23 protein-coding genes and 8 tRNA genes are annotated in these 25,091 nt (G+C 41.7%); 14 read left to right on the top strand and 17 right to left on the bottom strand.

The annotated features are described in order from the left end of the window. Positions 1-42: 42 nt before the first annotated feature. The 6 genes from secF to HNW13_RS14555 form a co-directional block, all read right to left on the bottom strand. Positions 43-990: a protein translocase subunit SecF gene (secF, locus tag HNW13_RS14530; protein WP_101086571.1), complete on the bottom strand. Its 948-nt coding sequence runs from the start codon at positions 988-990 to the stop codon at positions 43-45. A gap of 14 nt (positions 991-1,004) precedes the next feature. Beyond that, a complete protein-coding gene (gene secD / locus HNW13_RS14535; RefSeq protein WP_059744418.1) occupies positions 1,005-2,855 on the bottom strand; it encodes a protein translocase subunit SecD in 1,851 nt (616 codons plus the stop codon). 18 nt (positions 2,856-2,873) lie between these two features. Beyond that, positions 2,874-3,206 carry a preprotein translocase subunit YajC gene (gene yajC, locus HNW13_RS14540; protein ID WP_011638150.1) on the bottom strand — a complete coding sequence of 111 codons (333 nt, stop codon included), beginning with the start codon at positions 3,204-3,206 and terminating at the stop codon, positions 2,874-2,876. 25 nt (positions 3,207-3,231) lie between these two features. Beyond that, the gene (gene tgt / locus HNW13_RS14545) at positions 3,232-4,356 is read right to left on the bottom strand and encodes a tRNA guanosine(34) transglycosylase Tgt (RefSeq protein WP_011638151.1); all 1,125 of its coding nucleotides are present in this window, start codon (positions 4,354-4,356) and stop codon (positions 3,232-3,234) included. A gap of 142 nt (positions 4,357-4,498) precedes the next feature. Then, entirely contained in the window at positions 4,499-5,539 is a 1,041-nt protein-coding gene (gene queA / locus HNW13_RS14550) for a tRNA preQ1(34) S-adenosylmethionine ribosyltransferase-isomerase QueA (protein WP_192116318.1), read from the bottom strand. A gap of 68 nt (positions 5,540-5,607) precedes the next feature. Beyond that, the gene (locus HNW13_RS14555) at positions 5,608-5,796 is read right to left on the bottom strand and encodes a hypothetical protein (RefSeq protein ID WP_162023547.1); all 189 of its coding nucleotides are present in this window, start codon (positions 5,794-5,796) and stop codon (positions 5,608-5,610) included. Between the two features lie 194 nt (positions 5,797-5,990). Here HNW13_RS14555 and HNW13_RS14560 point away from each other — a divergent pair, with 194 nt between their 5' ends. From HNW13_RS14560 to HNW13_RS14575, 4 genes are all read left to right on the top strand, one after another. After that, the gene (locus HNW13_RS14560) at positions 5,991-6,587 is read left to right on the top strand and encodes an ACP phosphodiesterase (RefSeq protein WP_011638153.1); all 597 of its coding nucleotides are present in this window, start codon (positions 5,991-5,993) and stop codon (positions 6,585-6,587) included. Positions 6,588-6,616: 29 nt separating this feature from the next. Then, positions 6,617-7,198, top strand: a complete 582-nt coding sequence (locus HNW13_RS14565; RefSeq protein ID WP_192116317.1) for a redoxin domain-containing protein — start codon at positions 6,617-6,619, stop codon at positions 7,196-7,198. A gap of 151 nt (positions 7,199-7,349) precedes the next feature. Next, entirely contained in the window at positions 7,350-8,003 is a 654-nt protein-coding gene (locus tag HNW13_RS14570) for a pseudouridine synthase (RefSeq protein ID WP_192116316.1), read from the top strand. 181 nt (positions 8,004-8,184) lie between these two features. Beyond that, the gene (locus HNW13_RS14575) at positions 8,185-8,934 is read left to right on the top strand and encodes an IS5 family transposase (protein ID WP_124011573.1); all 750 of its coding nucleotides are present in this window, start codon (positions 8,185-8,187) and stop codon (positions 8,932-8,934) included. Positions 8,935-9,144: 210 nt separating this feature from the next. On the opposite strand, the gene sstT is transcribed toward HNW13_RS14575, so the two are convergent. The 6 genes from sstT to HNW13_RS14605 form a co-directional block, all read right to left on the bottom strand. After that, the gene (gene sstT / locus HNW13_RS14580) at positions 9,145-10,377 is read right to left on the bottom strand and encodes a serine/threonine transporter SstT (protein ID WP_192116315.1); all 1,233 of its coding nucleotides are present in this window, start codon (positions 10,375-10,377) and stop codon (positions 9,145-9,147) included. A gap of 500 nt (positions 10,378-10,877) precedes the next feature. After that, on the bottom strand, positions 10,878-11,783 hold the full coding sequence (locus tag HNW13_RS14585; RefSeq protein WP_174839683.1) for a chemotaxis protein CheV: 906 nt from the start codon (positions 11,781-11,783) through the stop codon (positions 10,878-10,880). A gap of 493 nt (positions 11,784-12,276) precedes the next feature. Further along, a complete protein-coding gene (locus HNW13_RS14590; RefSeq protein ID WP_101086564.1) occupies positions 12,277-12,756 on the bottom strand; it encodes a dual specificity protein phosphatase family protein in 480 nt (159 codons plus the stop codon). Between the two features lie 11 nt (positions 12,757-12,767). Continuing rightward, on the bottom strand, positions 12,768-14,054 hold the full coding sequence (locus HNW13_RS14595; protein WP_192116314.1) for a DEAD/DEAH box helicase: 1,287 nt from the start codon (positions 14,052-14,054) through the stop codon (positions 12,768-12,770). A 72-nt stretch (positions 14,055-14,126) separates the two neighbouring features. Then, a complete protein-coding gene (locus tag HNW13_RS14600; protein WP_162023551.1) occupies positions 14,127-14,678 on the bottom strand; it encodes a methylated-DNA--[protein]-cysteine S-methyltransferase in 552 nt (183 codons plus the stop codon). A 4-nt stretch (positions 14,679-14,682) separates the two neighbouring features. Next, positions 14,683-16,218, bottom strand: coding sequence for an AlkA N-terminal domain-containing protein (locus tag HNW13_RS14605; protein WP_192116313.1), 1,536 nt, complete (start codon positions 16,216-16,218; stop codon positions 14,683-14,685). A gap of 212 nt (positions 16,219-16,430) precedes the next feature. Between HNW13_RS14605 and HNW13_RS14610 the strand changes: the two genes are divergently transcribed. The 5 genes from HNW13_RS14610 to HNW13_RS14630 all read left to right on the top strand — a co-directional run bounded on the left by HNW13_RS14610 (position 16,431) and on the right by HNW13_RS14630 (position 20,960). Continuing rightward, complete coding sequence (locus HNW13_RS14610) at positions 16,431-18,260, top strand: ABC transporter ATP-binding protein (RefSeq protein WP_192116312.1); 1,830 nt, start codon at positions 16,431-16,433, stop codon at positions 18,258-18,260. Between the two features lie 94 nt (positions 18,261-18,354). After that, positions 18,355-18,684, top strand: coding sequence for an IS66 family insertion sequence element accessory protein TnpB (locus HNW13_RS14615; protein ID WP_208062781.1), 330 nt, complete (start codon positions 18,355-18,357; stop codon positions 18,682-18,684). Next, the gene (gene tnpB / locus HNW13_RS14620; RefSeq protein ID WP_208062782.1) at positions 18,678-19,025 is read left to right on the top strand and encodes an IS66 family insertion sequence element accessory protein TnpB; all 348 of its coding nucleotides are present in this window, start codon (positions 18,678-18,680) and stop codon (positions 19,023-19,025) included. Before HNW13_RS14615 ends, tnpB begins: the two co-directional genes overlap by 7 nt. An 83-nt stretch (positions 19,026-19,108) precedes the next feature. Continuing rightward, positions 19,109-20,704, top strand: coding sequence for an IS66 family transposase (locus tag HNW13_RS14625; RefSeq protein WP_208062897.1), 1,596 nt, complete (start codon positions 19,109-19,111; stop codon positions 20,702-20,704). Positions 20,705-20,813: 109 nt separating this feature from the next. Continuing rightward, complete coding sequence (locus HNW13_RS14630; protein ID WP_208062899.1) at positions 20,814-20,960, top strand: hypothetical protein; 147 nt, start codon at positions 20,814-20,816, stop codon at positions 20,958-20,960. Positions 20,961-21,000: 40 nt separating this feature from the next. Here HNW13_RS14630 and HNW13_RS14635 read toward each other — a convergent pair. From HNW13_RS14635 to HNW13_RS14655, 5 genes are all read right to left on the bottom strand, one after another. Further along, positions 21,001-21,076, bottom strand: a tRNA-Val gene (locus HNW13_RS14635). A 33-nt stretch (positions 21,077-21,109) separates the two neighbouring features. Then, a tRNA-Val gene (locus tag HNW13_RS14640) sits at positions 21,110-21,185 on the bottom strand. 40 nt (positions 21,186-21,225) lie between these two features. Further along, positions 21,226-21,301: transfer RNA gene (locus tag HNW13_RS14645), tRNA-Val, on the bottom strand. Positions 21,302-21,333: 32 nt separating this feature from the next. Next, a tRNA-Val gene (locus tag HNW13_RS14650) sits at positions 21,334-21,409 on the bottom strand. Between the two features lie 38 nt (positions 21,410-21,447). After that, positions 21,448-21,523, bottom strand: a tRNA-Val gene (locus HNW13_RS14655). A 256-nt stretch (positions 21,524-21,779) separates the two neighbouring features. On the opposite strand from HNW13_RS14655, the gene gltX reads away from it, so the two are divergent. The 5 genes from gltX to HNW13_RS14680 all read left to right on the top strand — a co-directional run bounded on the left by gltX (position 21,780) and on the right by HNW13_RS14680 (position 25,073). After that, positions 21,780-23,189 carry a glutamate--tRNA ligase gene (gltX, locus tag HNW13_RS14660; protein WP_101086558.1) on the top strand — a complete coding sequence of 470 codons (1,410 nt, stop codon included), beginning with the start codon at positions 21,780-21,782 and terminating at the stop codon, positions 23,187-23,189. Between the two features lie 102 nt (positions 23,190-23,291). Next, positions 23,292-23,367: transfer RNA gene (locus tag HNW13_RS14665), tRNA-Ala, on the top strand. Between the two features lie 97 nt (positions 23,368-23,464). Further along, positions 23,465-23,540 (top strand) — tRNA-Glu (locus HNW13_RS14670). A gap of 36 nt (positions 23,541-23,576) precedes the next feature. Beyond that, positions 23,577-23,652, top strand: a tRNA-Ala gene (locus tag HNW13_RS14675). Positions 23,653-24,053: 401 nt separating this feature from the next. Next, the gene (locus HNW13_RS14680; RefSeq protein WP_182744755.1) at positions 24,054-25,073 is read left to right on the top strand and encodes a TRAP transporter substrate-binding protein; all 1,020 of its coding nucleotides are present in this window, start codon (positions 24,054-24,056) and stop codon (positions 25,071-25,073) included. Positions 25,074-25,091 lie beyond the last annotated feature (18 nt).

Raw genomic sequence — 25,091 nt, forward strand, 5'->3', positions numbered from 1 at the left:
AAGCTGGGGTTTCTTTTTAGCGATAAAGATTAATAATACTTATTAAGGCATCATTGAAGGTTGATCAGCACCTTCTTTCTCAATCTCTACCGGTAACATATGCTCACGGTTGATACCCAATTTAATGGCTAAATAACTTGCCACGTAAATCGATGAGTATGTACCAACAAAAATACCGAGTAGCAATGCAGTCGCAAAACCATGGATCATTGTGCCGCCTTTTAAAAACAGCGCAATAACGGTAATTAATGTAGTACCTGTAGTAATAACAGTACGACTCATGGTCTGAGTGATTGAGGTATTCACAATCTCTACAGGGGTGCCTTTACGCATTTTAAGGAAGTTTTCACGGATACGGTCATACACTACGATGGTATCGTTAAGTGAGTAACCTACAACTGTTAATAAACCTGCCAATACGGTCAAGTCAAACTCAAGCTGTAATACCGAAAATACCCCTAAGGTCACAATAACGTCATGGGCTAGCGCCGCTACAGAACCTGCAGCTAAACGCCATTCAAAACGAAATGATACATAGATAAGAATACAGATTAAAGCAACAATAACGGCTAAGCCCCCCTGCTCCGCTAATTCCTTACCTACTTGTGGCCCAACAAACTCAACACGCTTTTGAATCACGCCTGAATCAATTGACTGCGCAGCAGTTAATACTGCTGCAACCTGGACATCACTTTTTAACTCATTTCTTACCGGTAAACGCACCAATATATCGCGGCTTGAACCAAAGTTCTGTACTACCGCACCTTCAGCTTCAGCTGTGGTCATGGTCGCACGTAAAGCATTCAAGTCAACAGGTGCTGAAAACTCCATTTCAACAACCGTACCGCCGGTAAAGTCTAAGCCCCAGTTAATGCCTTGTACGCCTAGCGATACAAAAGAAGCAATAACTAAGATCAACGACATTACACTAATAGGAAGTGCATGACGAAGGAAGTCGACTGTTTTCTTTACTGAAAATATTTGCAACATATTCAACTTCTCCCTTAGATAGACAATGACTTAACGCGCTTACCACCCCAAACCGCATTCACGATTGAGCGTGTGCCAACGATGGCTGTAAACATCGAAGTCGCGATACCTATCATTAAGGTAACAGCAAAGCCTTTAACCGCACCGGTACCGACAGCAAACAAGATTAACGCTGTCATAAAGGTGGTGATGTTAGCATCTGCAATGGTTGAAAAAGCATTACCATAACCTTCATGGATAGCTTGTTGTACGCTGCGACCGCCAAGAAGTTCTTCACGGATACGTTCAAAAATAAGTACGTTACCGTCAACCGCCATGCCCACTGTTAATACCATGCCCGCAATACCTGGCAAGGTTAATACCGCACCCGGGATCATAGACATCACACCAACAACCATAATTAAGTTTGCCATCAATGCAAGGTTGGCAATAAAACCAAATGCACGGTAGTAAACCATCATAAATACAAGAACAACAACCATGCCCCAAATCATCGCTTGAACACCGTTTTGGATGTTTTCAGCACCTAAGCTTGGGCCAATAGTTCTTTCTTCCACAATGGTCACTGGCGCGATCAACGCTCCTGCACGTAATAATAACGCTAGGCTTTGTGCTTCAGTATGCTCAAGACCGGTAATGACAAAATTACGACCTAAACGAGCCTGAATCGTCGCAACTGAAATAACCTCTTCAATACGAGTCATTTTCACTGTGCCATCAGGATTACGTGTACCACTGTCTTTATATTCGATAAACAATGTTGCCATTGGTTTACCGATATTATCTTTGGTGACGTTAGAGAAAATCGAGCCGCCTTTCGCGTCAAGATTAATCGCTACCTGTGGACGGCTGTATTCATCAAAAGTAGGTTGTGCACCAGTGATATGATCACCCGTTAGCATCACTTCTTTTTTCAATACGGCAATCCCGCCTTCACGGCGTTGGTACACTTCTGCACCTGCTGGAACACGACCATTTGCTGCTGCACTTACGTCGGCTTTATCGTCAACCATACGAAATTCAATCGATGCCGTAGCACCTAAAATTTCTTTTGCACGAGCAGTGTCTTGTACACCAGGCAGTTCAACAATAATGCGCTCAGCGCCTTGACGTTGTACTACAGGCTCAGCAACACCCAACTCGTTAACACGGTTACGAATAGTGGTAATGTTTTGCTGTAATGCTTCTTCCTTAATTTGCTTAAGGTAAGCATCACTCATGGTAGCAAGAAGCATAAACTCATTACCGCTACTCGCGTCGGTATAGGTCATGTCATTGCTGCGAGTTTTTAAATAAGTCTCAGCTTGGTCAACAGTTTCAGCATCTCGAAACTTAATCGCAATTCCTTTAGGGGTTTTACGAATACCAGCATAACGAATTTTTTCTTCACGAAGCTGGCTACGGAAATCAGCTATCTTAGCTTCTTCCATTTTACGAATAGCTTCGCCCATATCCACTTCCATTAAGAAGTGAACACCACCACGTAAATCTAAACCTAATTTCATCGGCGACCCACCAACAGCTTCAAGCCATTCAGGGGTTGCCGGAGCTAAGTTTAACGCAACGGTATATTTCTGACCAAGCAGCTCAGCGATAGCTTCTTTAGCCACCAACTGCTGCTCAGGATTTTGCACTCGGACCAATAACTGACCATTTTCAAGCTCGGCACGCTTTACGGCAATACCCTGACTATCTAATAAATCAACCACAGTCGTTTGTGTCGATGCAGTCACTTCTGCGCCGCGAGTTGCGACAATCTGCACTGCATGATCTTCACCAAACAAATTTGGTATTGCATAAAAACTACCAATGGCGATGACAAGCATCACCATGATGTTTTTCCACATTGGGTATTTATTTAACACACCATAGCCCTCTTGGCTTTATAACGACTGGATAGAACCTTTAGGCAATACCGCTGCGATGTAATCCTTTTTAATCGTGATTTGGTTGTTATCATTAATCGCTAATAACACATAATCACTTTCTTCACCGATTTTGGTCACTTTACCGAGAATGCCACCACTGGTTAACACTTCATCACCTTTTGAAATCGACGCCATTAGGTTTTTGTGCTCTTTTACACGCTTTGACTGTGGACGGAAAATCATGAAGTAAAAGATTAATCCAAACATGACTAGCATGAAAATTAACTGCATGGTTTCGCCACCGGCTACACCACTGATTGGGCTTGCATATGCATTTGAAATAAACATAGTTCTCTCTTCTTATTAGCTAAAATTAAACGATTAACTCAGGTACTTCACGACCAAAACTGGTATAGAACTCCTTAACAAAGGCGTCTAATGTACCTGTCTCAATTGCGCCGCGCAAACCTTCCATCAACATTTGGTAATAACGTAAATTATGGATGGTGTTTAAACGCGCACCTAGAATTTCATTACAACGATCTAAATGGTATAAATAAGCACGTGAATAGTTTTTACAAGTGTAACAATCACACTTAGGATCTAATGTTGCTGTGTCATCACGGTGACGTGCATTACGAATTTTAATCACACCTTCACTGGTAAATAAATGGCCATTACGGGCATTACGTGTTGGCATTACACAGTCAAACATATCCACACCACGACGAACACCTTCGACTAAATCTTCAGGTTTGCCTACGCCCATTAAATAGCGCGGCTTGTCAGCAGGAATTTGCGGACAAACATGCTCTAAAATACGGTGCATGTCTGCTTTAGGCTCGCCAACAGCTAAACCACCTACGGCATAACCATCAAAACCTATGTCTAAAAGACCCTTTACGCTCTCGTCACGTAAATCTTCAAATACGCCACCTTGAATAATGCCAAACAAAGAGTTGGGGTTTTCTAAACGGTCAAACTCATCACGTGAGCGCTTAGCCCAACGCAGTGACATTTGCATCGACTTACGTGCTTCGTCATGTGTCGCTGGATACGGTGTACATTCATCAAAAATCATCACCACGTCAGATCCTAAAGAATCCTGAATTTGCATTGATTTTTCTGGGTCTAAGAAAATCTTTTCACCATTGATCGGTGAACGGAAATGCACACCCTCTTCAGTAATTTTACGAATGTCACCTAAACTAAACACTTGGAATCCACCCGAGTCCGTTAGAATAGGGCGTTGCCAATTCATAAAATCGTGCAAATCACCGTGTTTACGCATGATCTCTTCGCCAGGACGTAACCATAAATGGAAGGTGTTGCCCAATAAAATGTCGGCTCCAGTAGCGCGCACTTCTTCAGGCGTCATACCTTTTACCGTACCGTAAGTTCCAACAGGCATAAATGCTGGTGTTTCTACAGTACCGCGATCAAAAATAAGACGTCCGCGACGTGCACGACCATCAGTTGTATCTAATTCAAATTTCATAAATCACCTTGCCAGATAAACAGTCTGACTCGTTTAGTTTCTATAGTAATGAGGGCAAATTTTAATGCTTCAAGGTTACTGACACATTAAATCAAAAAAACGCCCACTATTGTGGGCGAGTATTTTAAATCAAATTCATTGCCTACGGGGCTTTTTTCGTCACAAACATCGCATCGCCATAGCTAAAAAAGCGATATTTTTGCGTAATCGCATGTTGATAAGCATTCATGACCGCTTCATAACCTGCAAAAGCACTCAACAGCATGATTAATGTTGATTCTGGTAAATGAAAATTAGTGACCATGGCATCAACAACTTTAAATTGAAAACCTGGGTAAATAAAGATATCGGTATCACCACTAAAGGCTTCAAGCGGACCTTCTCCACTCGCGCGTGCTGCGCTTTCTAATGAACGAACTGAGGTTGTGCCGACGGCAACAACACGATTTCCAGCCGCTTTAGTAAGCGCAATTAGGTCAACAACCTCTTGTGGCACATTAGCCCATTCTGAATGCATCTTGTGCTCAAGCACATTATCTACTCGTACAGGCTGGAATGTACCGGCACCGACATGCAAAGTCACAAAGGCAATATTAACCCCTTTGGCTTTTAAATCGGCTAGCATGGCATCATCAAAGTGTAAGCCTGCTGTAGGTGCTGCTACTGCGCCTGGCGTTTGGTTGTACACTGTTTGATAACGTTCTTTATCAGCATCTTCATCTGGACGATCAATGTAAGGAGGCAGTGGCATATGGCCAACGTCTTCAAGGACTTCTAATATGGTTTTATCGGACAGTAACTCAAGCTCAAACAAAGCATCGTGACGAACCAACATTTTCATTTGGTAGCCGCCGTCTAAGTCGATAATCGTATCCACTTTAGGCGATTTTGAACTGCGAACATGGGCTAGAATACGTTTATCGTCGAGCATACGTTCAACGAGAATCTCAAGCTTACCGCCAGTCGACTTTTGACCAAATAAACGCGCAGGTATGACTCGGGTATTATTAAACACCATCAAGTCTCCAGGATTGACCAGATTGAATAAATCAGTAAACTTTTTGTCGGCAAGCTCACCGTTTTCGCCACTTAATGTGAGTAAACGCGAAGCATTGCGTTGTGCTGTCGGATAGCGAGCAATCAGCTCATCAGGTAGGTCGAATGAAAAATCTGCAACACGCATAGTATGATCTCAACAGTAAAAACGGCCGCTAGTCTATGGCGACTGCGGGTTAAGATCAAGTTTGGTGATTATTTTGTCGGCTTTTGTTCTATCGACTCGGTGTCGATATCGTCCAGTTCAATAGTATCTGACTTGGCAGAGTCAAAGGTTTGGTCCGATTTATATGAATGTTCTTCATAACGCATGTCGATGTGTACTTTATTTCTTTTTGGTGCAGCTGGCTTACCCAATAACTTTTTAATCCAGTCTTTCATCATCCTTGATCCCTAAATTAATCCTATAACCTTTAAAAAGCAGTTACATATACGCATCACAATGATACGAAGCTCAATACTCCATGACATTTATCTATAAAACGTTATGATTAACACCACTCACTCGCCACTTTGTAAAGCTTTGTTACAAACGGCTTGTATCATACTGTAAAATAATAAAATTAGAAGTACAATTTATGAACTTTTTAGCTCACTTACATTTAGCCGACATCAGCGATACTCACCTAGTAGCTAATTTGTCGGGTGATTTCGCGAAAGGTAACATAGAGCAACATCCAAAACATCTGCAACAAGGGATATGGCTTCATCGACAAATAGACCAAATTACTGATAGTCATGAAATTATTATCGACCTGCTCAAGCTGTTTCCTAAAACCTCACGTCGTGTTGCACCGATATTAGTAGACTTAGTATTTGATCATTACTTAGCATTTTATTGGGAAGAGTATCATCATCAGCCATTAGATGAATTTTGCCAAAAAGCATACCACCAGCTTAGTACTACACTTGAACTACCTCCGACGTTACAGGCCATTGCGCCACAAATTATCCAGCAAGATTGGCTTAGTAGTTACCAAACAAGGCAAGGATTAGATCAAGCGATTAAAGGCGTCAGTCGTCGTTTATCAAAACCAGAACTTTTTGACCATGCCATTAAAGATATCGATAAGATTTATATTGATATCGAGATTGCATTTAGAACCTTTTATCCACAGTTAATGGCCTATAGCAGGCTTTATAGTCGTAAGACTCCGGCAGCATATTTACCTTAGTACAGGGTATTTATAGGAATTAATCTCGTATGCCGTCATGGTTACTTAATCTAAAATACACACTCAAAACCAAACTGTTTTGGCTAACGAGTCTACGCGATATAATCGTTATTGCGGTGGTGTTGTTCGCTATCGCGAGTTATCTACAGCGAGATATGCGAACAGGCATAGCGATGCCAATTAACGCATATACTATCGCCAATAAACCAATATCATTATTTACTTCAGCATCAATTGACGCCCAGCAGCATATCAGAGAGAACAGTACCCAAAATAAACCCACCTTGGTCTATTTTTGGGGCACTTGGTGTCCGGTGTGTAAAGTGACCTCTCCTATGGTGAATTCGGTTAATCTTAATCCAGATTATCAGGTTGTTTCCATTGCAGTAGCTTCAGGTTCTGACGACGACATCAGCACCTTTATGCAACATCATCATTATCATTTTGATGTCATCAATCAGCATCAAACAATGCAATTAAGCCAACAATGGGGCGCCATGGCATTGCCTGCTATTTATATCGTTGATACTGAAAACAATATTCGCTTTGTTACCTCTGGCGTAACAAGCAGTTGGGGAATGTCATTGCGGTTATGGTTAGCGACCTGGTAAAGCAGCCATAACCAAACAGCATTATCCAGTCGAATAATTGGTTTTTGGTTATCAGTAAAACTTTGTTAGTATCCGCAACATGAGTACTCGCGAGATTAACATTTCGCCACATCAATACCTGAATCAGACACAATTAGAGAGACAATTTATAATGCACATCTTTACTTATCAACCACCCTCAATTCCGTGGTTGGACATACGCTATAAAGACCGTGACATTATCGTCATCAATAAGCCTTCAGGCCTATTATCAAATCCAGGGCGTTCACCTGACACACACGATACGGCCATAACCCGTTTGCAACGATGCTATCCTGAAGCGATTTTGATCCATCGTTTAGATTGTGATACTTCTGGGATCATGATTTTTGCTCGTACTAAAAAAGCGGAATCACATTTAAAAATTCAGTTTCAAAATCGCCAGGCCAAAAAAGTGTACATTGCTGAAGTGATTGGCCACGTGGGTGAACAACAAGGTAAAGTGAACTTTGCGCTAGGACCTAATCCAGATTCACCACCATTCCAAATGCTTACAGATTCAGGCAAAGCTGCGTTAACCTACTTCCAGGTACTTGAACATAGGACGCAGTCAACCCTGATGGAACTTAAACCCCACACGGGTCGCACTCATCAGCTTAGGGTTCATATGTTGGCGCTTGGCCATGCCATTTTAGGCGATGAGTTTTATGGCGATACCGAAACAATTAGTGCCAGTAAACGGTTAAACCTGCATGCGCAATCGCTCACAATTACCCATCCTTATAGCCAAATCGAGATGACGTTTTTTAGTCAGCATCCATTTTAATATCTTAACCAAAGCTTGGGATAAGAGATGAGAATGTAGTCAGAAGGATTAAAAGCTTAGCGATTAATCACTATCAATATTATTATTTGTCTTAGGGGCTGTTGATCTTTGTTTGAATTTTGTGCGAAGAAGGTAATCTCGTATAATTCACTTCGCCAAAAACAAATACAACGAGATTACCATGCCCCGATTAATGCTCACTGATGAGATGTGGTCGAAGCTAAAAGCTATTCTGCTTGATGATAGAGTTTATAACAAGCAAGAGCATCGATTTACGATGGAAGGTATCCTTTACCGATTGCGTGTTGGCTGCCCTTGGCGAGATTTACCTGAATATTTTGGCTTATGGAATACCATTTACCGTCGATTTTTACTGTGGTCAAGAAAAGGTATTTTACTTAGGCTGTTCAAAACATTATCGACTAATAGTGATACTGAATGGGAATTTATTGATGGAAGTTATGTAAAAGCCCATCAACACAGTTCAGGTGCATCATCTGATGAAAATCAAGCAATTGGGTTAAGTCGTGGTGGTAATACAAGCAAAATCCATCTCGCGGTAGATAGCTATGGTTTACCGATAGAATTCATTGTTACAGGTGGAGAAGTTCATGATAGCAAAGCAGCTAATGCCCTTATTGAATTATTGCCACAAAGTCATTTTATTATTGCAGACAAAGGCTACGACAGTGAAGCGATTAGAGATAAAGTGCGTGAATGTGGTTCAAAGCCAGTGATCCCTAGAAGACAAAATTCGAAGCAAGGAAATGGCGATATCGATTGGTGTTTATACAAATATCGGCATTTAGTTGAAAATGCTTTTGCTCGGCTCAAGCATTTTAGAGCGATAGCTACCCGCTATGATAAATTGAAAATTAATTTTGAAAGCCTGCTGGCTCTAGCTTGCTCTATAATTTGGCTGCCAATGTGAAAGATCAACAGCCCCTAGTAACAAGACGAATCGACGCGTCAATATCTAGCCTATTGCAAGTCTTCTTGTGTAAAGAATAACGCAGGTATCAAGACAAGGAACTGTTTGAGAGGCGTTAATTATCTTCACATCAGGTTACCTTGGCCATTCAAACAAAAAAATGCCGACGCTATCGCGTCGGCATTTATCAATAAGGACTTTTTCACGATATTAACGCGCTTGAGCTGTCTCTTTCGCTTCAGCAGCTTCACATGCTGCAGCAGTAAAGATCACATCTGTAGAGCTATTTAATGCAGTTTCAGCTGAGTCTTGAATCACACCAATAATAAAACCAACAGCCACAACTTGCATAGCAACATCATTAGAAATGCCAAACAAACTACACGCTAATGGGATTAATAATAGTGAACCACCGGCAACACCTGAAGCACCACAAGCAGAAACGGACGCTATCACGCTCAATAACAGAGCTGTCATAAAGTCCACTTGAATACCCAAAGTATGAGCTGCTGCTAATGTTAATACCGTAATGGTAATCGCAGCACCGCCCATATTAATGGTGGCACCTAATGGAATAGACACAGAATAGGTGTCTTTATGCAATTTTAGCTCTTCACACAATGCCATGTTGACCGGAATATTGGCCGCACTTGAACGGGTGAAAAAGGCTGTTACACCACTTTCACGTAAACATTTAAATACTAATGGATATGGGTTACGTTTAATTTTGACATAAACGATAATAGGGTTAATCACCAAAGCAATGAATAACATGGATCCCACAAGTACCATCAATAATTGGCCGTAACCCGCAAGAGCGTCGAAACCTGTTTCAGCAAATGTAGCCGCAACTAAACCAAAAATACCAATTGGTGCTAAACGAATTACAAAGCGGACTATATTTGACACCGCATCACTGACATCAGAGAGCATTTGCTTAGTACTGTCACTGGCATGATGCATGGTTATCCCAAGACCTGCCCCCCACACCAAAATACCGATGTAATTGCCCGTTAATAATGCGTTCACCGGATTATCAACAATTTTGAACAATAAGGTATTGATTACTTCGCTAATCCCCTGAGGAGGATTTGAGCCCTCTATCCCGGCAGTAAGTAGTAAAGTCGTTGGAAAAGCAAAACTGAATAATACTGCTGTTAATGCCGCTGCAAACGTTCCGAAAAGATATAGCCCAATGATAGGACGCATATTGGTTTGACTATTTTTCTTTTGATTGGCAATCGATGATGCAACCAAAACAAAAACCAGTATTGGCGCAATGGCTTTTAAAGCACCCACAAAAAGTGAGCCCAAAAAAGCCACATTATTGGCACCTGTGGTTGAAATACTTGCCAGAATCACGCCCAAAATGATTCCGCTGATGATTTGTAGCACGAGGCTACCGTTAGCGATACGAGCTAACAGTGATGTTTTTTGATTCATTGCTTAACCTATGATTATTATATTTATGACTTTTTATGATCAAGGTTTTGCTTATCTTTAGAAAAGGAAACATCATAATACTCGTCGTATCCACGTATTCATCACCTTGCAACTTACAGCGATATAATACTTAGGTTACGATACTCATGACATCTCGATAATATCAATGCTATTACTGAAAACACCCTACTCTCTTACTCATTGAGGGAGATTAACTCACCACACTCAATTAGCACACTTCAATCAATCCGTTTTCAGGGATAGCACTCCCTCATTAAAGTTAAGCATTACCTTGTGCCCAGCGAATATACTGAACACTATAAAAGCCTTGTAGCTATATATCAGGATGCCATGTAATAAGTCTAGTGTTGATACCAAATGAGTAAAAAAATTCAATCATCGGTCATAAAGAAAGCACTAATTTGACGGTTACAGGTTACTTGCTGTTAAATTGTTAACCATGTTACAGGCTGAAAATACCAAAAATAAAACAATGACAATCATCCAGCAGGCTGCAATGCTTGAGCACCTCTAAGCATCGCTTCAATCAACTCTTTAGCATCAAACTTAGTTAACGCCTCATTGGCTCCGACTTGTTTGGCTTGGCTGACACTGATTTCGCTGGATAATGACGTATGTAAAATAATGTACGCATGTTCAATTGCTGGATTATTTTTAACCTCAAAGGCTAATTCGTATCCATCAAGTCCTGGCATTTCAATATCACTCACCAGTAAATCAATAGGCTTTCGTTCTTCCGCGGCTTGTTGCATCATCTGCAGAGCGTCGCGACCATCTGCCGTCACCTGATAAGCAATGTTAATAGAGTCTAATGCATCAGATAATTGTTTACGGGCAACTTTTGAGTCATCCACCAGTAAAATACGTAACGGTGTTAATTTCTCACGTTGTACATCGGTTAATATCGCTCGATTATTAATCGGATCATCCGGAAATATTTTCGACAGTAATAACTCGACATCTAATAACTGAACGAGCTGATCATTAAAACGGGTTACACCTGTTAAAAAGGCATTTTTGCCTAAGTTACCTGAAGGTGCTTCGATATTACGCCAATTACATTCAATGATTTTATCGATTGAGCGCACAAGAAAACCTATCACCATTCGCTGACAATCAGTAATGATGATATAGCTATCTTTAAGCTCTGCTTCGGTAACGGGTCTATAGCCAATACCTGCAGCCATATCGATAATCGGAATAGTCATACCCCGAATGGTTGCTGCACCAAGAATAGCCGAGTGAGAGTGTGGGATTTTAGTTAAAGGAGTAAACGGCACGAGTTCACGAATTTTTAAAGTACCTAAAGCAAACACTTGTGTTTGATTTAATTTAAAAAGCAATAAACCCTGCGATTGATTCGCTTTGCTCATTTTCGGACTCATCATTACCCCTTCATCTGAAGACTGAAATCTACTTCACTATAGCATTTATCGTCAGTCTTTAGACTAGCTTAAGTGGCCTATTTTATCTGCAAAGATCATTACAAATCACAAAATTAGCTATTCATCCGATAATAGCCAACTCGATAAATCATTACGATACAATTACGGTTCTATAAATAATGAGTATTTGAGGCGGAGACTTTGGTTGATAACCAGAAATAGCAAACTACATTAGTACTATTTCCGCAACAAGTTGTCGATATGTCGTGCAAAAAAGTTCAACGATTGAATTGTTGTGAACCTTCTTATGTAATTTATCAAAGCCGGGAAAAAACTTAATCGGCTATATACACATATAAGCTAGAACAAAGTGCAAGTTAGCACCGAATATTGCCTAATAAAAACAACAAAGGGAAACAACGATAATTAAATCAGCCACTGATTTAATTATCGTTGTTTCCCTCATTATTATGATGCTTTAAATTGACATTAATCAGTTCGAAGCAGATTGCAGCTCGTAAAGCACATCATAAACAAATTGATCCCACCCCTCAGCATCGAACGCTAAGCCACTGGCATTACGAACTTGACTAACCGCATGCAAAGGCGCTGCACCGTTCTCCATCATATAATAAGCCATCACCATTTCTGTACGATTGATCCCAGAGCGACAATGGAGTAACACTGGTAACTGATCAGTTTCACATTCACGAATAAATGTTAATACCTGGGGGAGTATTTCAGCACAAATAGCTAAATCATGCGGCTTAGGTGGAATATTATCAGGTAAATTAAATACTTTATGACGAAGACCTAATTCAGCCATAGCGTCGATATCGCAACCTTCACCATTATTTAAGGATGCAATTGCACCGAAACCGGCTTGCTTTAACTCAGCTAAGTCCCACGCATCTTTGTTTGGACCGCTACGGCCTGCAACTTGTCCATCAACTAACCAAAAAATATGTTTCATATTACCTACTACTAATCTGGTTTTTTAGCCCAAATATCAACATTAACTGAGGACAACTTTTTACGTTTTTTCTTACCGCTACCTTCTGGCTTCGCCATTGGCTTAGGTTGTTCCAGTACGCTTTCAGGCACTACATCATCAGCCTCAAATCCGTTAACTTGTTCACGTTCAAGGCGAATTTGATTCTTTTTCTCGATAACAGAGAAGTGATGATACTCATCATGCGACATCAAGGTCAACGCTAAACCGACCTCTCCCGCACGTCCGCTGCGACCAATTCGATGCATATAATCTGCTGGACTGCGCGGTAAGTCAAAATTTATTACCACTGGTAATTTTTCAATATCAAGGCCACGAGCAGCAATGTCAGTCGCTATGAGCACTTGAATATCTCCAGCCTTAAAACCTTCCAATACACGACTTCTCGCGCCTTGGGCTTTATCACCGTGAAACACCTCTGCAGTGATACCACGTTTAGCCAGTTTTTGAGCTAAATGATTGCAACTATTTTTGGCATTAACAAAAATCAATACTTGGCGCCATTGATGTTGTTGTAGCAAGTGCGCAAGTAATGCGGTCTTTTTTTCACGATTAACCGTCATTACCCGTTGTACTAATGTACTCGCTTCAGCGCTTTGTAATTGTATCTCAAGCGGATTAACGAGCAGCGCTTGCGTTAGTTGGCGTACTTCATCTGGAAAAGTAGCTGAAAACAATAACGTTTGTTTTTGCTTAGGAAGTAAATTGAGTACTTGAGTCAATTCTTCAGTAAAACCAAGGCTTAACATTCGGTCAGCTTCATCAAGTACTAACGTTGTCACTTGGGACAACTTTAGTGCATTTGACGATACTAAATCGAGTAAACGACCTGGCGTCGCGACCACCACATCGGCACCACCACGCAATGCTAACATCTGAGTATTAACAGATACACCGCCAAATGCAGCAACCACTTTAATGTCGCCATTTAAATGAACCGCATAGGATTTAAAGCTGTCGGCAACTTGCTTAGCGAGTTCTCGCGTTGGAACCAAGACTAACGCACTGACAAAATTACCTTTGGCAGATGTTGTTGCCCGACGACTCACCAATTGATGTAAAATCGGCAATGCAAAAGCCGCTGTTTTACCTGAGCCGGTATTGGCACCTGCCAGTAAGTCTTTACCGGTTAGTGTGCTAGGAATGGTTTCTGCTTGGATTGGTGTAGGCTGCAGGTATTTAAGCTCAGCTAATCTGGCCAACAATGGAGTATGCAGGCCAAATTCAGCGAAAGTCGTAGCTAAAGAAGCTTGGGTCATGTATCAAATGCGCTCAAAATAATGGATATCAATCGCACATTTTAACGTACTTTGGCACAGCAGTCAGATAAATTAGTTAATTTCTTCAATCCCTTCTAAGTCTAGTAGCCACTGCTTCATATCGAGCCCATAAGCATAACCGGTTAACTTACCGCCTTTGCCTATCACCCGATGACAAGGAACGATAATGGCTATTGGGTTTGCACCATTTGCAGCCCCGACCGCTCTGACAGCTTTAGGTCGCCCAATAGTATTAGCGATATCACTGTAACTGCAGCGGTGGCCGAATGTTAATTGACTCAGAGCATGCCAAACCTCATGTTGAAACACGGTACCTTTAGGCGCTAGTGGAACACTGAAATGCTGCCTTTGATTAGCGAAGTACTCTGTTAATTGAATGACGGTTGTATCAATGTGTTGTTGGGCTTGTATCAATAAATCTTGAGTAGTCTCAGTATTGCTTTGTTGGAGTATAAACTGAGTTTGAATCTCTACGAGCAAGCTCGTTTGGGCAAGATCTTCAACCTGTAGATGGGTTAATCCATACTCAGATGCTTTAAGCGAGAGTAAACCAACAGGACTTGTGACTAAAGCATGACACTTCGGCGAAGTAAAATGGGTCATAATATTATCCGTTTTTTGCAGCGACAGGATCATTATCCCAAAGCTGGAAGGTTAAGTAACTGCCCCAAGGTGATGCTTGTTTTGCAATGTCGGCAGCAATGCTTAAGTACGATTTAGGGTTTTCAATGGGCTTACCCGATTGCTCATATAACGCATGAAGACGATTTTTGATGACTAAATCAGAACTCAAAAACACATCAGGATCACTCAAACCTCGCATATTTGCATAAGCAACAGTCCATGGGCCGATACCTTTTACGGACAACCAATCGTCAGGTGTTGAGTCAGCATGCTGATGTACAAATTGCCCCAAGGCATTTAATGCTAATTTTCGAGCACCTGGCATGTTAAGTTCATCTAATGAAGCGCTAGCAATAGCTTGTGCCGTCGGAAATAACCGCCAAGCCTTACCATCGATGAACAGTGTTTCACCATAAGATTCAACCAATAAATTTAATAGTTTAGTGGCTTGCACCACACTCACTTGTTGCCCTAATACGGCACGGCAAGCGGCCTCAAATACACTACCTGCCGCGGGAATACGCAAACCACTATCAATTTTGGCGCCTAATTCTATAATAGGAGATAATGCCTGCTGGATTACCGCCATGTCAGCATCTAAATCAAACATACGCCGTAATTGCAGAGTAATATAATGCAAGGATTTAATATCATTGGCATCGGCTAAGTAAATACTCACATCAAGTTGAGGTTTATCGGCATTCAGTAAAATGTAAAAAAAGCCTTCTACACCATTAAATGAGAAGGTTCGGCCATAACGTCCCGAAATATCATCAATGACCTCCATATTATCAACTTGACGAAAGGCATAAAAAGCCAACATCTTCGCCCAATTTAGGGGTGGCCGATAAGATAGTGCTAATGTTATTGGTTTAATGTTAATACTCACTTGGTTTTTTTTATAAGGATGAGTTTCATCAGTTGAACGTCGGCTCTTTCGGCGTAAATCACTCGGTGTTAATAGTAGTTCTTGTTTAAAAATTTCATTAAAGCGCCTGATGCTATTAAAACCAGCGGCCATGGCGATGTCTGTCATTGATAATTGAGTTTGGTGTAATAGCTGCTTAGCAAACATCAACTGCTGATATAACGCAAAACGTTTAGGTGAAGTCCCCAAACCTTGGTTAAAGAGTTTATTTAAATATCGACTGGTAATACCTAATTTATTAGCCAACTTGACGATCGTTCCTGCATCTTCACCATTTAAAAAGCCTTGTTCGATTAACGTGATAGCACGCATTAACGTTGTTTGAGTACCTAACCACGCAAATGAACTTGGCGCACTATCGGGCCGGCATCGCAGACAAGGCCTAAGTCCAGCATTAGCCGCTTTTATCGCAGAATCAAAGTAACGGACATTTTTTTCATAGGGTGCAGGAGCGGGACAAATTGATCGGCAATAAATGCCAGTAGTGATAACTCCGGTAAAAAATTGACCATCAAAGCGAGTATCACGACTAAGCCTTGCTTGCTGGCAGATCTGTGCTGCAATATAACAATCACTGTTAATCTGGACCATTTGTCTATTTAGCCTTATATCACTCAATGGAAAACTGAACCATTTTCTACTCATAGCGTATCTAAGAAAATACTTTACCGAAATACAACAACCACGACTAGCGGAAAACGGAACTCAATCGTTTCGTATATGGTAACAATTTAACCCATTACATTTGGTCTTTTTGCGTTATCCTAGTCAGCAGAATTTTCACCATTAAGTTAGAGCATTAGATGTTTAAATTTTTTGAATCATTGACCCAAGCATTGCCACAAGAAGAACCAACTCAGCCACCCAATACCCTGTACGCATTTTGTCGTCATTATACCCGCGGGTTTGGTTTACCTTTAATTATCATGTCAGTACTGACAGCCATAATGGCAATGTTGGAAGTGTCACTGTTTGGTTTTATGGGGCAACTGGTAGATTGGTTAGTCACCAAAAATCCGCAAACATTGTGGCAAGATGAAAGTACAACGTTAATTACCATGTCAGTAATTGTCTTAGTCGTCATCCCTCTGGTTGTCTGGTTGCATGCTTCTATCGTGCACCAAACGCTTTTGGGTAACTACCCCATGGCTATTCGTTGGCAAGCACATCGCTATTTACTCAAGCAGAGTATTTCATTTTATCAAGATGATTTTGCAGGACGAATCGCCACAAAGGTAATGCAAACTTCGCTTGCTGTACGTGAAACGGTCATGAAACTACTGGATGTACTGATGTACATTTTGGTGTATTTCACCTCGATGTTGGTCATGATTGCCACTGCTGACGTTCGTTTAATGTTACCCATGCTCGTTTGGTTAGCGGCTTACGTGTTGATTCAATGGAAACTCGTTCCAAAGCTGAAAGCAATATCGACAGAACAAGCCGATGCTCGTTCAACAATGACCGGCCGTATTGTCGATAGTTATACCAACATATCAACCGTAAAGCTGTTCTCGCATACGACTCAAGAAGCTGACTACGCCCAAGATAGTATGACGCGTTTCTTAAAAACCGTTTATGGCCAAATGCGTCTGGTAACGATCATTAATGTTTTAGTACAAATCATTAATTACATATTAGCGTTCACCATTGCGGCTGTATCTATTTGGTTATGGGCAGACAATGCGATTACGGTTGGTGCCATTGCGATTGCGGTGAGTTTAGCGTTACGCTTGAATGGAATGTCACAATGGATTATGTGGGAAATCAGTTCGCTATTTGAAAATATTGGTACCGTTACCGATGGTATGAATACCTTATCAAAACCCATTGCTATCCAAGATAAAATCGATGCAAAAGACATTGTTGTTGACCACGGTAAAATCGACTTCAATCAGGTTTGCTTTCATTATGGTGAAAAAACCGGCGTCATTGAGCAACTAAATCTGAATATTAAAGCGGGCGAGAAAGTCGGTCTTGTAGGACGTTCTGGTGCAGGAAAATCGACCTTAGTCAACTTATTGATGCGTTTTCATGATGTTGAAAAAGGCCAAATATTGATTGATGATCAACCTATAACGGATATAACCCAAGACTCATTACGGGCAAATATTGGTATGGTGACTCAGGATACGTCGTTATTACATCGTTCGATCCGTGAAAACATTCTGTACGGTGATCCACATGCCAGTGATGAAAAATTAATAGCGGCGATAACTCAAGCACAAGCTGCAGAGTTTATTGACAATTTAACGGATCCCTTTGGTAACAAAGGGCTTGATGCCCAAGTGGGTGAGCGCGGCGTTAAGCTGTCTGGTGGACAACGTCAACGGATCGCCATTGCAAGAGTATTACTTAAGAATGCGCCAATTCTATTGCTTGATGAAGCCACTTCAGCATTAGATTCTGAAGTCGAAGCAGCGATTCAAGAGTCGTTGTATGAATTGATGGAAGGTAAAACAGTGATTGCGATAGCACATCGACTTTCAACGATTGCAGCTATGGATAGACTCATTGTATTAGATAAAGGCTGTGTTGTTGAACAAGGTACTCATCAAGAACTGATTAATGCCAAAGGGATATACGCACAACTGTGGGCCCATCAAACTGGCGGATTTTTAGGGTTAGATTAATCGAAAGTTGAGTGTATGCGTCCGGGCAAGTACGTCTTCAACTGCACTCATCTAGCCTTTATCTTAACGACTGATAATGACATCAGGAGTTAACATGGCTACACGTTCACATCAAGATTGGGCTGCTTTGATACAACAGCAATCCGCTAGCGGCTTAACGATTTCAAATTTTTGTCGTGTGCACAAGCTTAGTCTTAGTGGGTTTTACGCCCGCAAAGCGGACATGGCTAAAACGGGCACCCAACAGATAGCGCCGTTTGTTAAGGCTACCGTGACATCGCCGACAGCGATGACAACCCAAGCTCAACCTTCCGCTTCAGGGCAGGCTATCCATTTTCAGCATCAAACCGGTTTATGGACTTTCCCCAGCACCTTGCCTGCACGATACCTGCTGGAGATTATAAAAGGCCTACAAGCATGTTGATGTTTCGTGAGCTTCCGTGTGTTTATCTGCACCGTGCACCGGTGGATTTTCGTAAATCGATAAATGGCTTAGCTGTTATCGTTGAGCAGCAATTATCCTTACAGGCCAGCGACGGCAGTGTGTTTGTCTTTTGTAATAAAGGCCGTGATAAATTAAAAATCCTCTACTGGGATAACACCGGCTTTGCACTTTGGTACAAACGCCTCGAGCAGGATAAGTTTAAGTGGCCGACGAAAAGTATTGATGAGTGCCTGAGTTTATCTGAGCAACAGTTTCATTGGCTGTTATCTGGCTTTGATGTATTGGGTCATCAGCATGTGAACGGCTTGAATTACAGTTAATTGATCGCCATTGCGAAGGCTGTTTTCGATAATTAGATCACTGCTTTAGCCTTATTTAATGGGATATTTGATATAATAACACCATGAAATTAAGCCCTGATAACTTACCCAACGACGTTGATTTACTTAAGCAATTATTGCTTGAGACGCTGGCGGCTAAAGATAATGTTATCGAGTTGAAAGACGCTGAAATCGCCGAACTTAAACACTCTGTGCAGCGTTTGCTTGAACAATTCCGCCTCGCACAGCAACAACGTTTTGGCGCCAGCAGTGAAAGCCATGACTATCAAGGTGAGTTGTTTAACGAAGCAGAAGTGACGGTTGATGAGCCTGTTGAATTAACAGCAGATGCTGACGCGCCAGTGTCACCTAAACAGCGCGCCAAGCGTAAATTACTGCCTAAAGACCTGCCACGTGAAGTGATTATCCATGATATTAGTGATGAAGATAAGCAGTGTGAGTGCTGTGGTCATGAGCTGGCGTTAATGGGCCAAGACAGTAGTGAGAAGCTGAAGTTTATTCCGGCGCAAATCAGTGTGATTGAGCACGTTAGATTAAAATACAGCTGCAAGCATTGTGAGACTAAAGGAACCCAGGCCAATATCAAACAAGCGCCCGTGCCAGTCAGTCCTATCCCTAAAAGCGTGGCGACGCCAAGCTTGTTAAGCCAGCTCATTACCAGTAAATATCAGTACGCATTACCCCTTTACCGGCAAGAAACACTGTTCAAGCAACATGGTATCGCCTTAAGCCGGCAAACCATGGCGGATTGGATGATGAAATCTGCAGCGCTGTTCAAGCCCTTATATGATTTACTCCACCACCATTTATTAACACAAGATGTCATCCACGCCGATGAGACCACGCTCAAAGTGATTAACGATGAGCGGGTGAAATCCTACATGTGGGTGTATTGCGCTGGCGCGGATAAACCAAGCACTGAGCCTCGATATCAAGGTTTGCGCAATATAGTACTGTACGACTATCAAGACGGTAGCCGCGCGGGCACCTGCGTGAGCCGTTTTCTTGCCACTGAGCAAACGGTATTTAATGGTTATTTACAAGTCGATGGTTACGCGGCTTATCAGCAGGCAAACAATAAACTGGTCGGTTGTTGGGCTCATGCGCGGCGTAAATTCAAAGAAGCGCTAATAGCACAAGGCAAGCCCAAAGTAGGCAAAATCAGTAAAGCGGATATGGCGCTGAGCATGATAGCCAAGCTGTACCGTATTGAAACCCAAATACAAGCACTGAGCCTGGAAGAGCGATTGTATTTTAGGCGCACCCACTCACGTGCTCAGCTGGGGTTATTTAGGCAATGGTTGGATAAATCAGTGCTGCAAGTATCAAAGGAAAGTCCGCTAGGCAAAGCCATCCATTACAGCCTCAATCAATGGTCAAAGCTGAGTTGTTACACGCAAGACAGTCGCCTCAATATCGACAACAACCGTGCAGAGCGGGCAGTAAAACCGTTTGTGATAGGGCGTAAAAACTGGCTATTCAATCACAACCATCGCGGCGCTGAGGCGAGTGCAATTTTGTACAGCATCATAGAAACGGCTAAAGCGAATGGACTCATCCCGTTCGATTACATCGAACACTGCTTAGAACAATTATCCTACCCTGATTGTGACCTCAACAGTCTCTTACCCTGGCAGGTTAGGCTAGACAAGACGTAGTTCGCCGGACGCTTACAGTTGAGTAATGAGCATTAGCCACTCAAATTTGAGTGGCTTTTTTATGCATAGGAATAAAAACAGGCACAAAAAACTGAGAGTAGCACATTAAATGGTTTGGAATGTTTGGATTGTTTGGATTGCTTGGATTGCTTGGATTGCTTGGATTGCTTGGATTGCTTGGATTGCTTGGATTGCTTGGATTGCTTGGATTGCTTGGATTGCTTGGATTGCTTGGATTGCTTGGATTGCTTGGTAAAACTTTGAGGCATATCAAGGGATAATACAGAAATAAAATATGGTGGTCGCTACTGGGCTCGAACCAGTGACCCCCTCCTTGTAAGGGAGGTGCTCTCCCAGCTGAGCTAAGCGACCTGGGAATATCAATTCTTTTAACATTGTAAAATATGGTGGTCGCTACTGGGCTCGAACCAGTGACCCCCTCCTTGTAAGGGAGGTGCTCTCCCAGCTGAGCTAAGCGACCTGGGATATTTTACTTTGAGTCCACCAATCTATTAGAGAAATGGTGGTCGCTACTGGGCTCGAACCAGTGACCCCCTCCTTGTAAGGGAGGTGCTCTCCCAGCTGAGCTAAGCGACCTGGGACTCTACACAATAGTTTAGTTAATTATATGGTGGTCGCTACTGGGCTCGAACCAGTGACCCCCTCCTTGTAAGGGAGGTGCTCTCCCAGCTGAGCTAAGCGACCTGGGATATAATTAACAGTTATAATCCATAAATAAAATATGGTGGTCGATACTGGGCTCGAACCAGTGACCCCCTCCTTGTAAGGGAGGTGCTCTCCCAGCTGAGCTAATCGACCTCGCTGTGTGGGGCCGTATTATAGGGGGCAAGCAAAACCTGTCAACGCTTTTTATTTAAAATAATGTCAGTCGGACTAAAATTGTTCGCTTTGATGCTTTGTTGAACAAGGGATTGTGATCAAAAATAAAGAAAATCCAAAAACCTCCCGAGGTTTGAAAGTCCGCCATTTCAACTGCTGGGTTTGACTGTTAGAATAGCGGCACATTTTTTTGTTTGTCTTCTTTAGACGTTTATAAATAGGTTAGTGTCCGATTATGACTACTAAGACGCGTTTTGCTCCAAGTCCAACTGGTTTTCTTCATGTAGGTGGTGCTCGTACAGCACTTTATTCATGGTTGCACGCACGTGCTAACAACGGTGAATTTGTACTTCGTATTGAAGACACTGATATTGAACGTTCAACTCAAGAAGCATGTGATGCCATTCTTGACGGTATGAACTGGTTAGGTTTGACTTGGGATGAAGGTCCTTATTACCAAACTAAACGTTTTGATCGTTACAATGAAATTATTGCGCAAATGCTAGACAAAGGCACTGCATACAAATGCTATTGCTCGCGTGAACGCATTGAGAGCATGCGTGAAGACCAAGCGGCGCAAGGTTTGCAACAGAAATACGACGGTTGTTGTCGTAACCTCTCACCTCGTGATACTGATGAGCCTTTTGTTGTTCGCTTTAAAAACCCAATTGAAGGCAGTGTGATATTTGATGATCACGTTCGTGGTCGAATCGAAATTTCTAACGACATGCTTGATGATTTAATCATTAAGCGTACTGATGGCGTACCAACCTATAATTTCTGTGTTGTAGTCGATGACTGGGACATGGGTATTACCTGCGTTGTACGAGGTGAAGATCATATCAATAACACGCCACGCCAAATCAACATCCTTAAAGCATTAGGCGCACCGATCCCTGAATATGCACATGTGTCGATGATTCTAGGTGACGATGGCGCTAAGCTATCTAAACGTCATGGTGCTGTGGGCGTTATGCAATACCGTGATGACGGGTATCTACCAGAAGCACTATTAAACTATCTTGTTCGCTTAGGTTGGTCTCATGGCGATCAAGAAATATTTTCAATGGACGAGTTGAAAACGCTGTTTAAGTTAGATGATATCAATAAGGCTGCTTCAGCTTTTAATACTGATAAGCTCATTTGGTTAAACCAACATTATATCAAGTCTCTCGATCCTGTTTATGTCGCATCACATTTACAATGGCATATGGATGATCAGAAAATTGATACTAGTAATGGTCCAGCGTTAACTGAAATTGTTACAGCATTATCTGAACGTGCGAAAACATTAAAAGAATTAGCTGCTTCAAGTCGTTACTTCTATGAAGACTTTGCTGATTTTGATGAAGCCCAAGCTAAGAAGCATTTACGTGGCGTGGCACTAGAGCCTTTAACATTGTTCAATCAAAAGTTATCTGAACTAAATGATTGGAGCGTAGAGAATATTCACAACGTTATTGAAGCGACAGCGACAGAACTTGATGTCGGCATGGGTAAAGTAGGTATGCCTTTACGCGTTGCGGTTACTGGCGCAGGACAGTCTCCTGCATTAGATTTAACCTTGTTCTTAATCGGAAAAGAAAGATCTGCACAAAGAATATCCAAAGCGATTGAATTTGTAGCAGATAGAATAAATTCCTAAAAAACGAGTTGACACTTTTGGGTATGCTGCATAGAATGCGCCTCGCAGTTGAGACATGATGTTAGTTTTTTCTAGTAGCATATCCAAAAGCATTAAGTAAGAGGGGTTATAGCTCAGCTGGGAGAGCGCTTCGCTGGCAGTGAAGAGGTCCACGGTTCGATCCCGTGTAGCTCCACCACTTACTTAACAGTCTTTAAGTAGATAATTAGCATTGATGTTTAGCCTACAGACACCAATGAGTATTCACTCGATGCAGAGTATAACGTATCAAATGTGTCCCATTCGTCTAGAGGCCTAGGACACCGCCCTTTCACGGCGGTAACAGGGGTTCGAATCCCCTATGGGATACCATATTTTTCAAATTTTAGTTTTAGTCAGCTAGAATTTGGGGCTATAGCTCAGCTGGGAGAGCGCTTCGCTGGCAGTGAAGAGGTCCACGGTTCGATCCCGTGTAGCTCCACCAATTATTTGGTATTTAATGCATATATTGCATTCACAAATTAACCACCGAAAGGTGGTTTTTTTATGTCTAATTTTTATTTCTTTCTTGTTTTAATTAAGTCCATGTAAACTATTATTACTCTGCTAGTCATAAATACTCTCTTCACATCACGATCAATGACAATGTGCGACATTCCACCCATTACCCCTTTTCTACTGTGTGACAATCCACACATAAAATCGCTCTCCGGTTTCCTTATTAAATTAAAGTTAATATATTTCATTGAGTTACAAATAAATAACATTCTGGCCTAATGCTTGCTATGTTTGATCTATCCTCATAAAGCGTTTATGGCGTACTTGTTCTGGGACAAGTCACCACCTTGAGGAAAATATAACACTAAAAAAAGGAAGTTAATTATTATGAAAAAATCCACCAGTACCTTTACACGCCCACTCAAATCAATTGCTAAACTAGCAACAATTGCTACTATTCTGGCAGCGAGTTTTAATGTCTTTGCTGAACCTGTAGAAATTAAATTTTCGCATGTTGTTGCAGAAAACACACCAAAAGGACAAATGGCACTTAAGTTTAAAGAATTAATAGAGCAGCGTTTACCTGGTGAATACGTTGTTAACGTATTTCCTAACTCACAGTTATTTGGGGATAACAATGAGCTAGCAGCACTACTCCTAAACGATGTGCAATTTGTAGCACCATCATTATCTAAGTTTGAGCGTTTTACCAAAAAACTACAGATTTTCGATTTACCTTTCTTATTTGAAGATATGGCAGCAGTTGATCGTTTTCAGCAGTCAGATTCAGGCCAAAAATTATTAAACGCAATGAACCGTAAAGGCCTTGTTGGTCTAGGTTATCTTCACAACGGCATGAAGCAATTCTCAGCGAACGATCCATTGGCATTACCAAAAGATGCTAACGGCAAAAAGTTCCGTATTATGGCATCTGATGTGATTGCAGCTCAATTTGATGCAGTTGGCGCGATTCCTGTTAAAAAGCCATTTTCAGAAGTGTTTACTCTGCTACAAACACGCGCCATTGATGGTCAAGAAAACACTTGGTCAAATACCTACTCAATGAAATTCTATGAAGTACAAAGTCACATAACAGAAAGTAATCATGGCGTTTTAGATTACATGGTAGTGACCTCAAATACCTTCTGGAAAGGTCTACCCGCCGATAAACGAGCTATTTTTAAGTCATCACTAGACGAAGCTATCGCACTTGGTAACAAAATTGCGGCTGAAAAAGATAATCAAGATAGACAAGCCATTATTGATTCTAAGCGCTCTGAATTAGTCACGTTAGCGCCTGCTGCACGCCAGCAATGGGTTAACGCTATGAAACCAGTTTGGGCTAAGTTTGAAGATCAAATTGGTAAAGACATGATTGATGCCGCTCAAGCTGCAAATACTAAATAGTCTCCGTACTTGACGTGG

This window comes from Shewanella sp. BF02_Schw (genome assembly GCF_014596695.2).
In the GTDB taxonomy this organism is placed as follows: Bacteria; Pseudomonadota; Gammaproteobacteria; order Enterobacterales; family Shewanellaceae; genus Shewanella.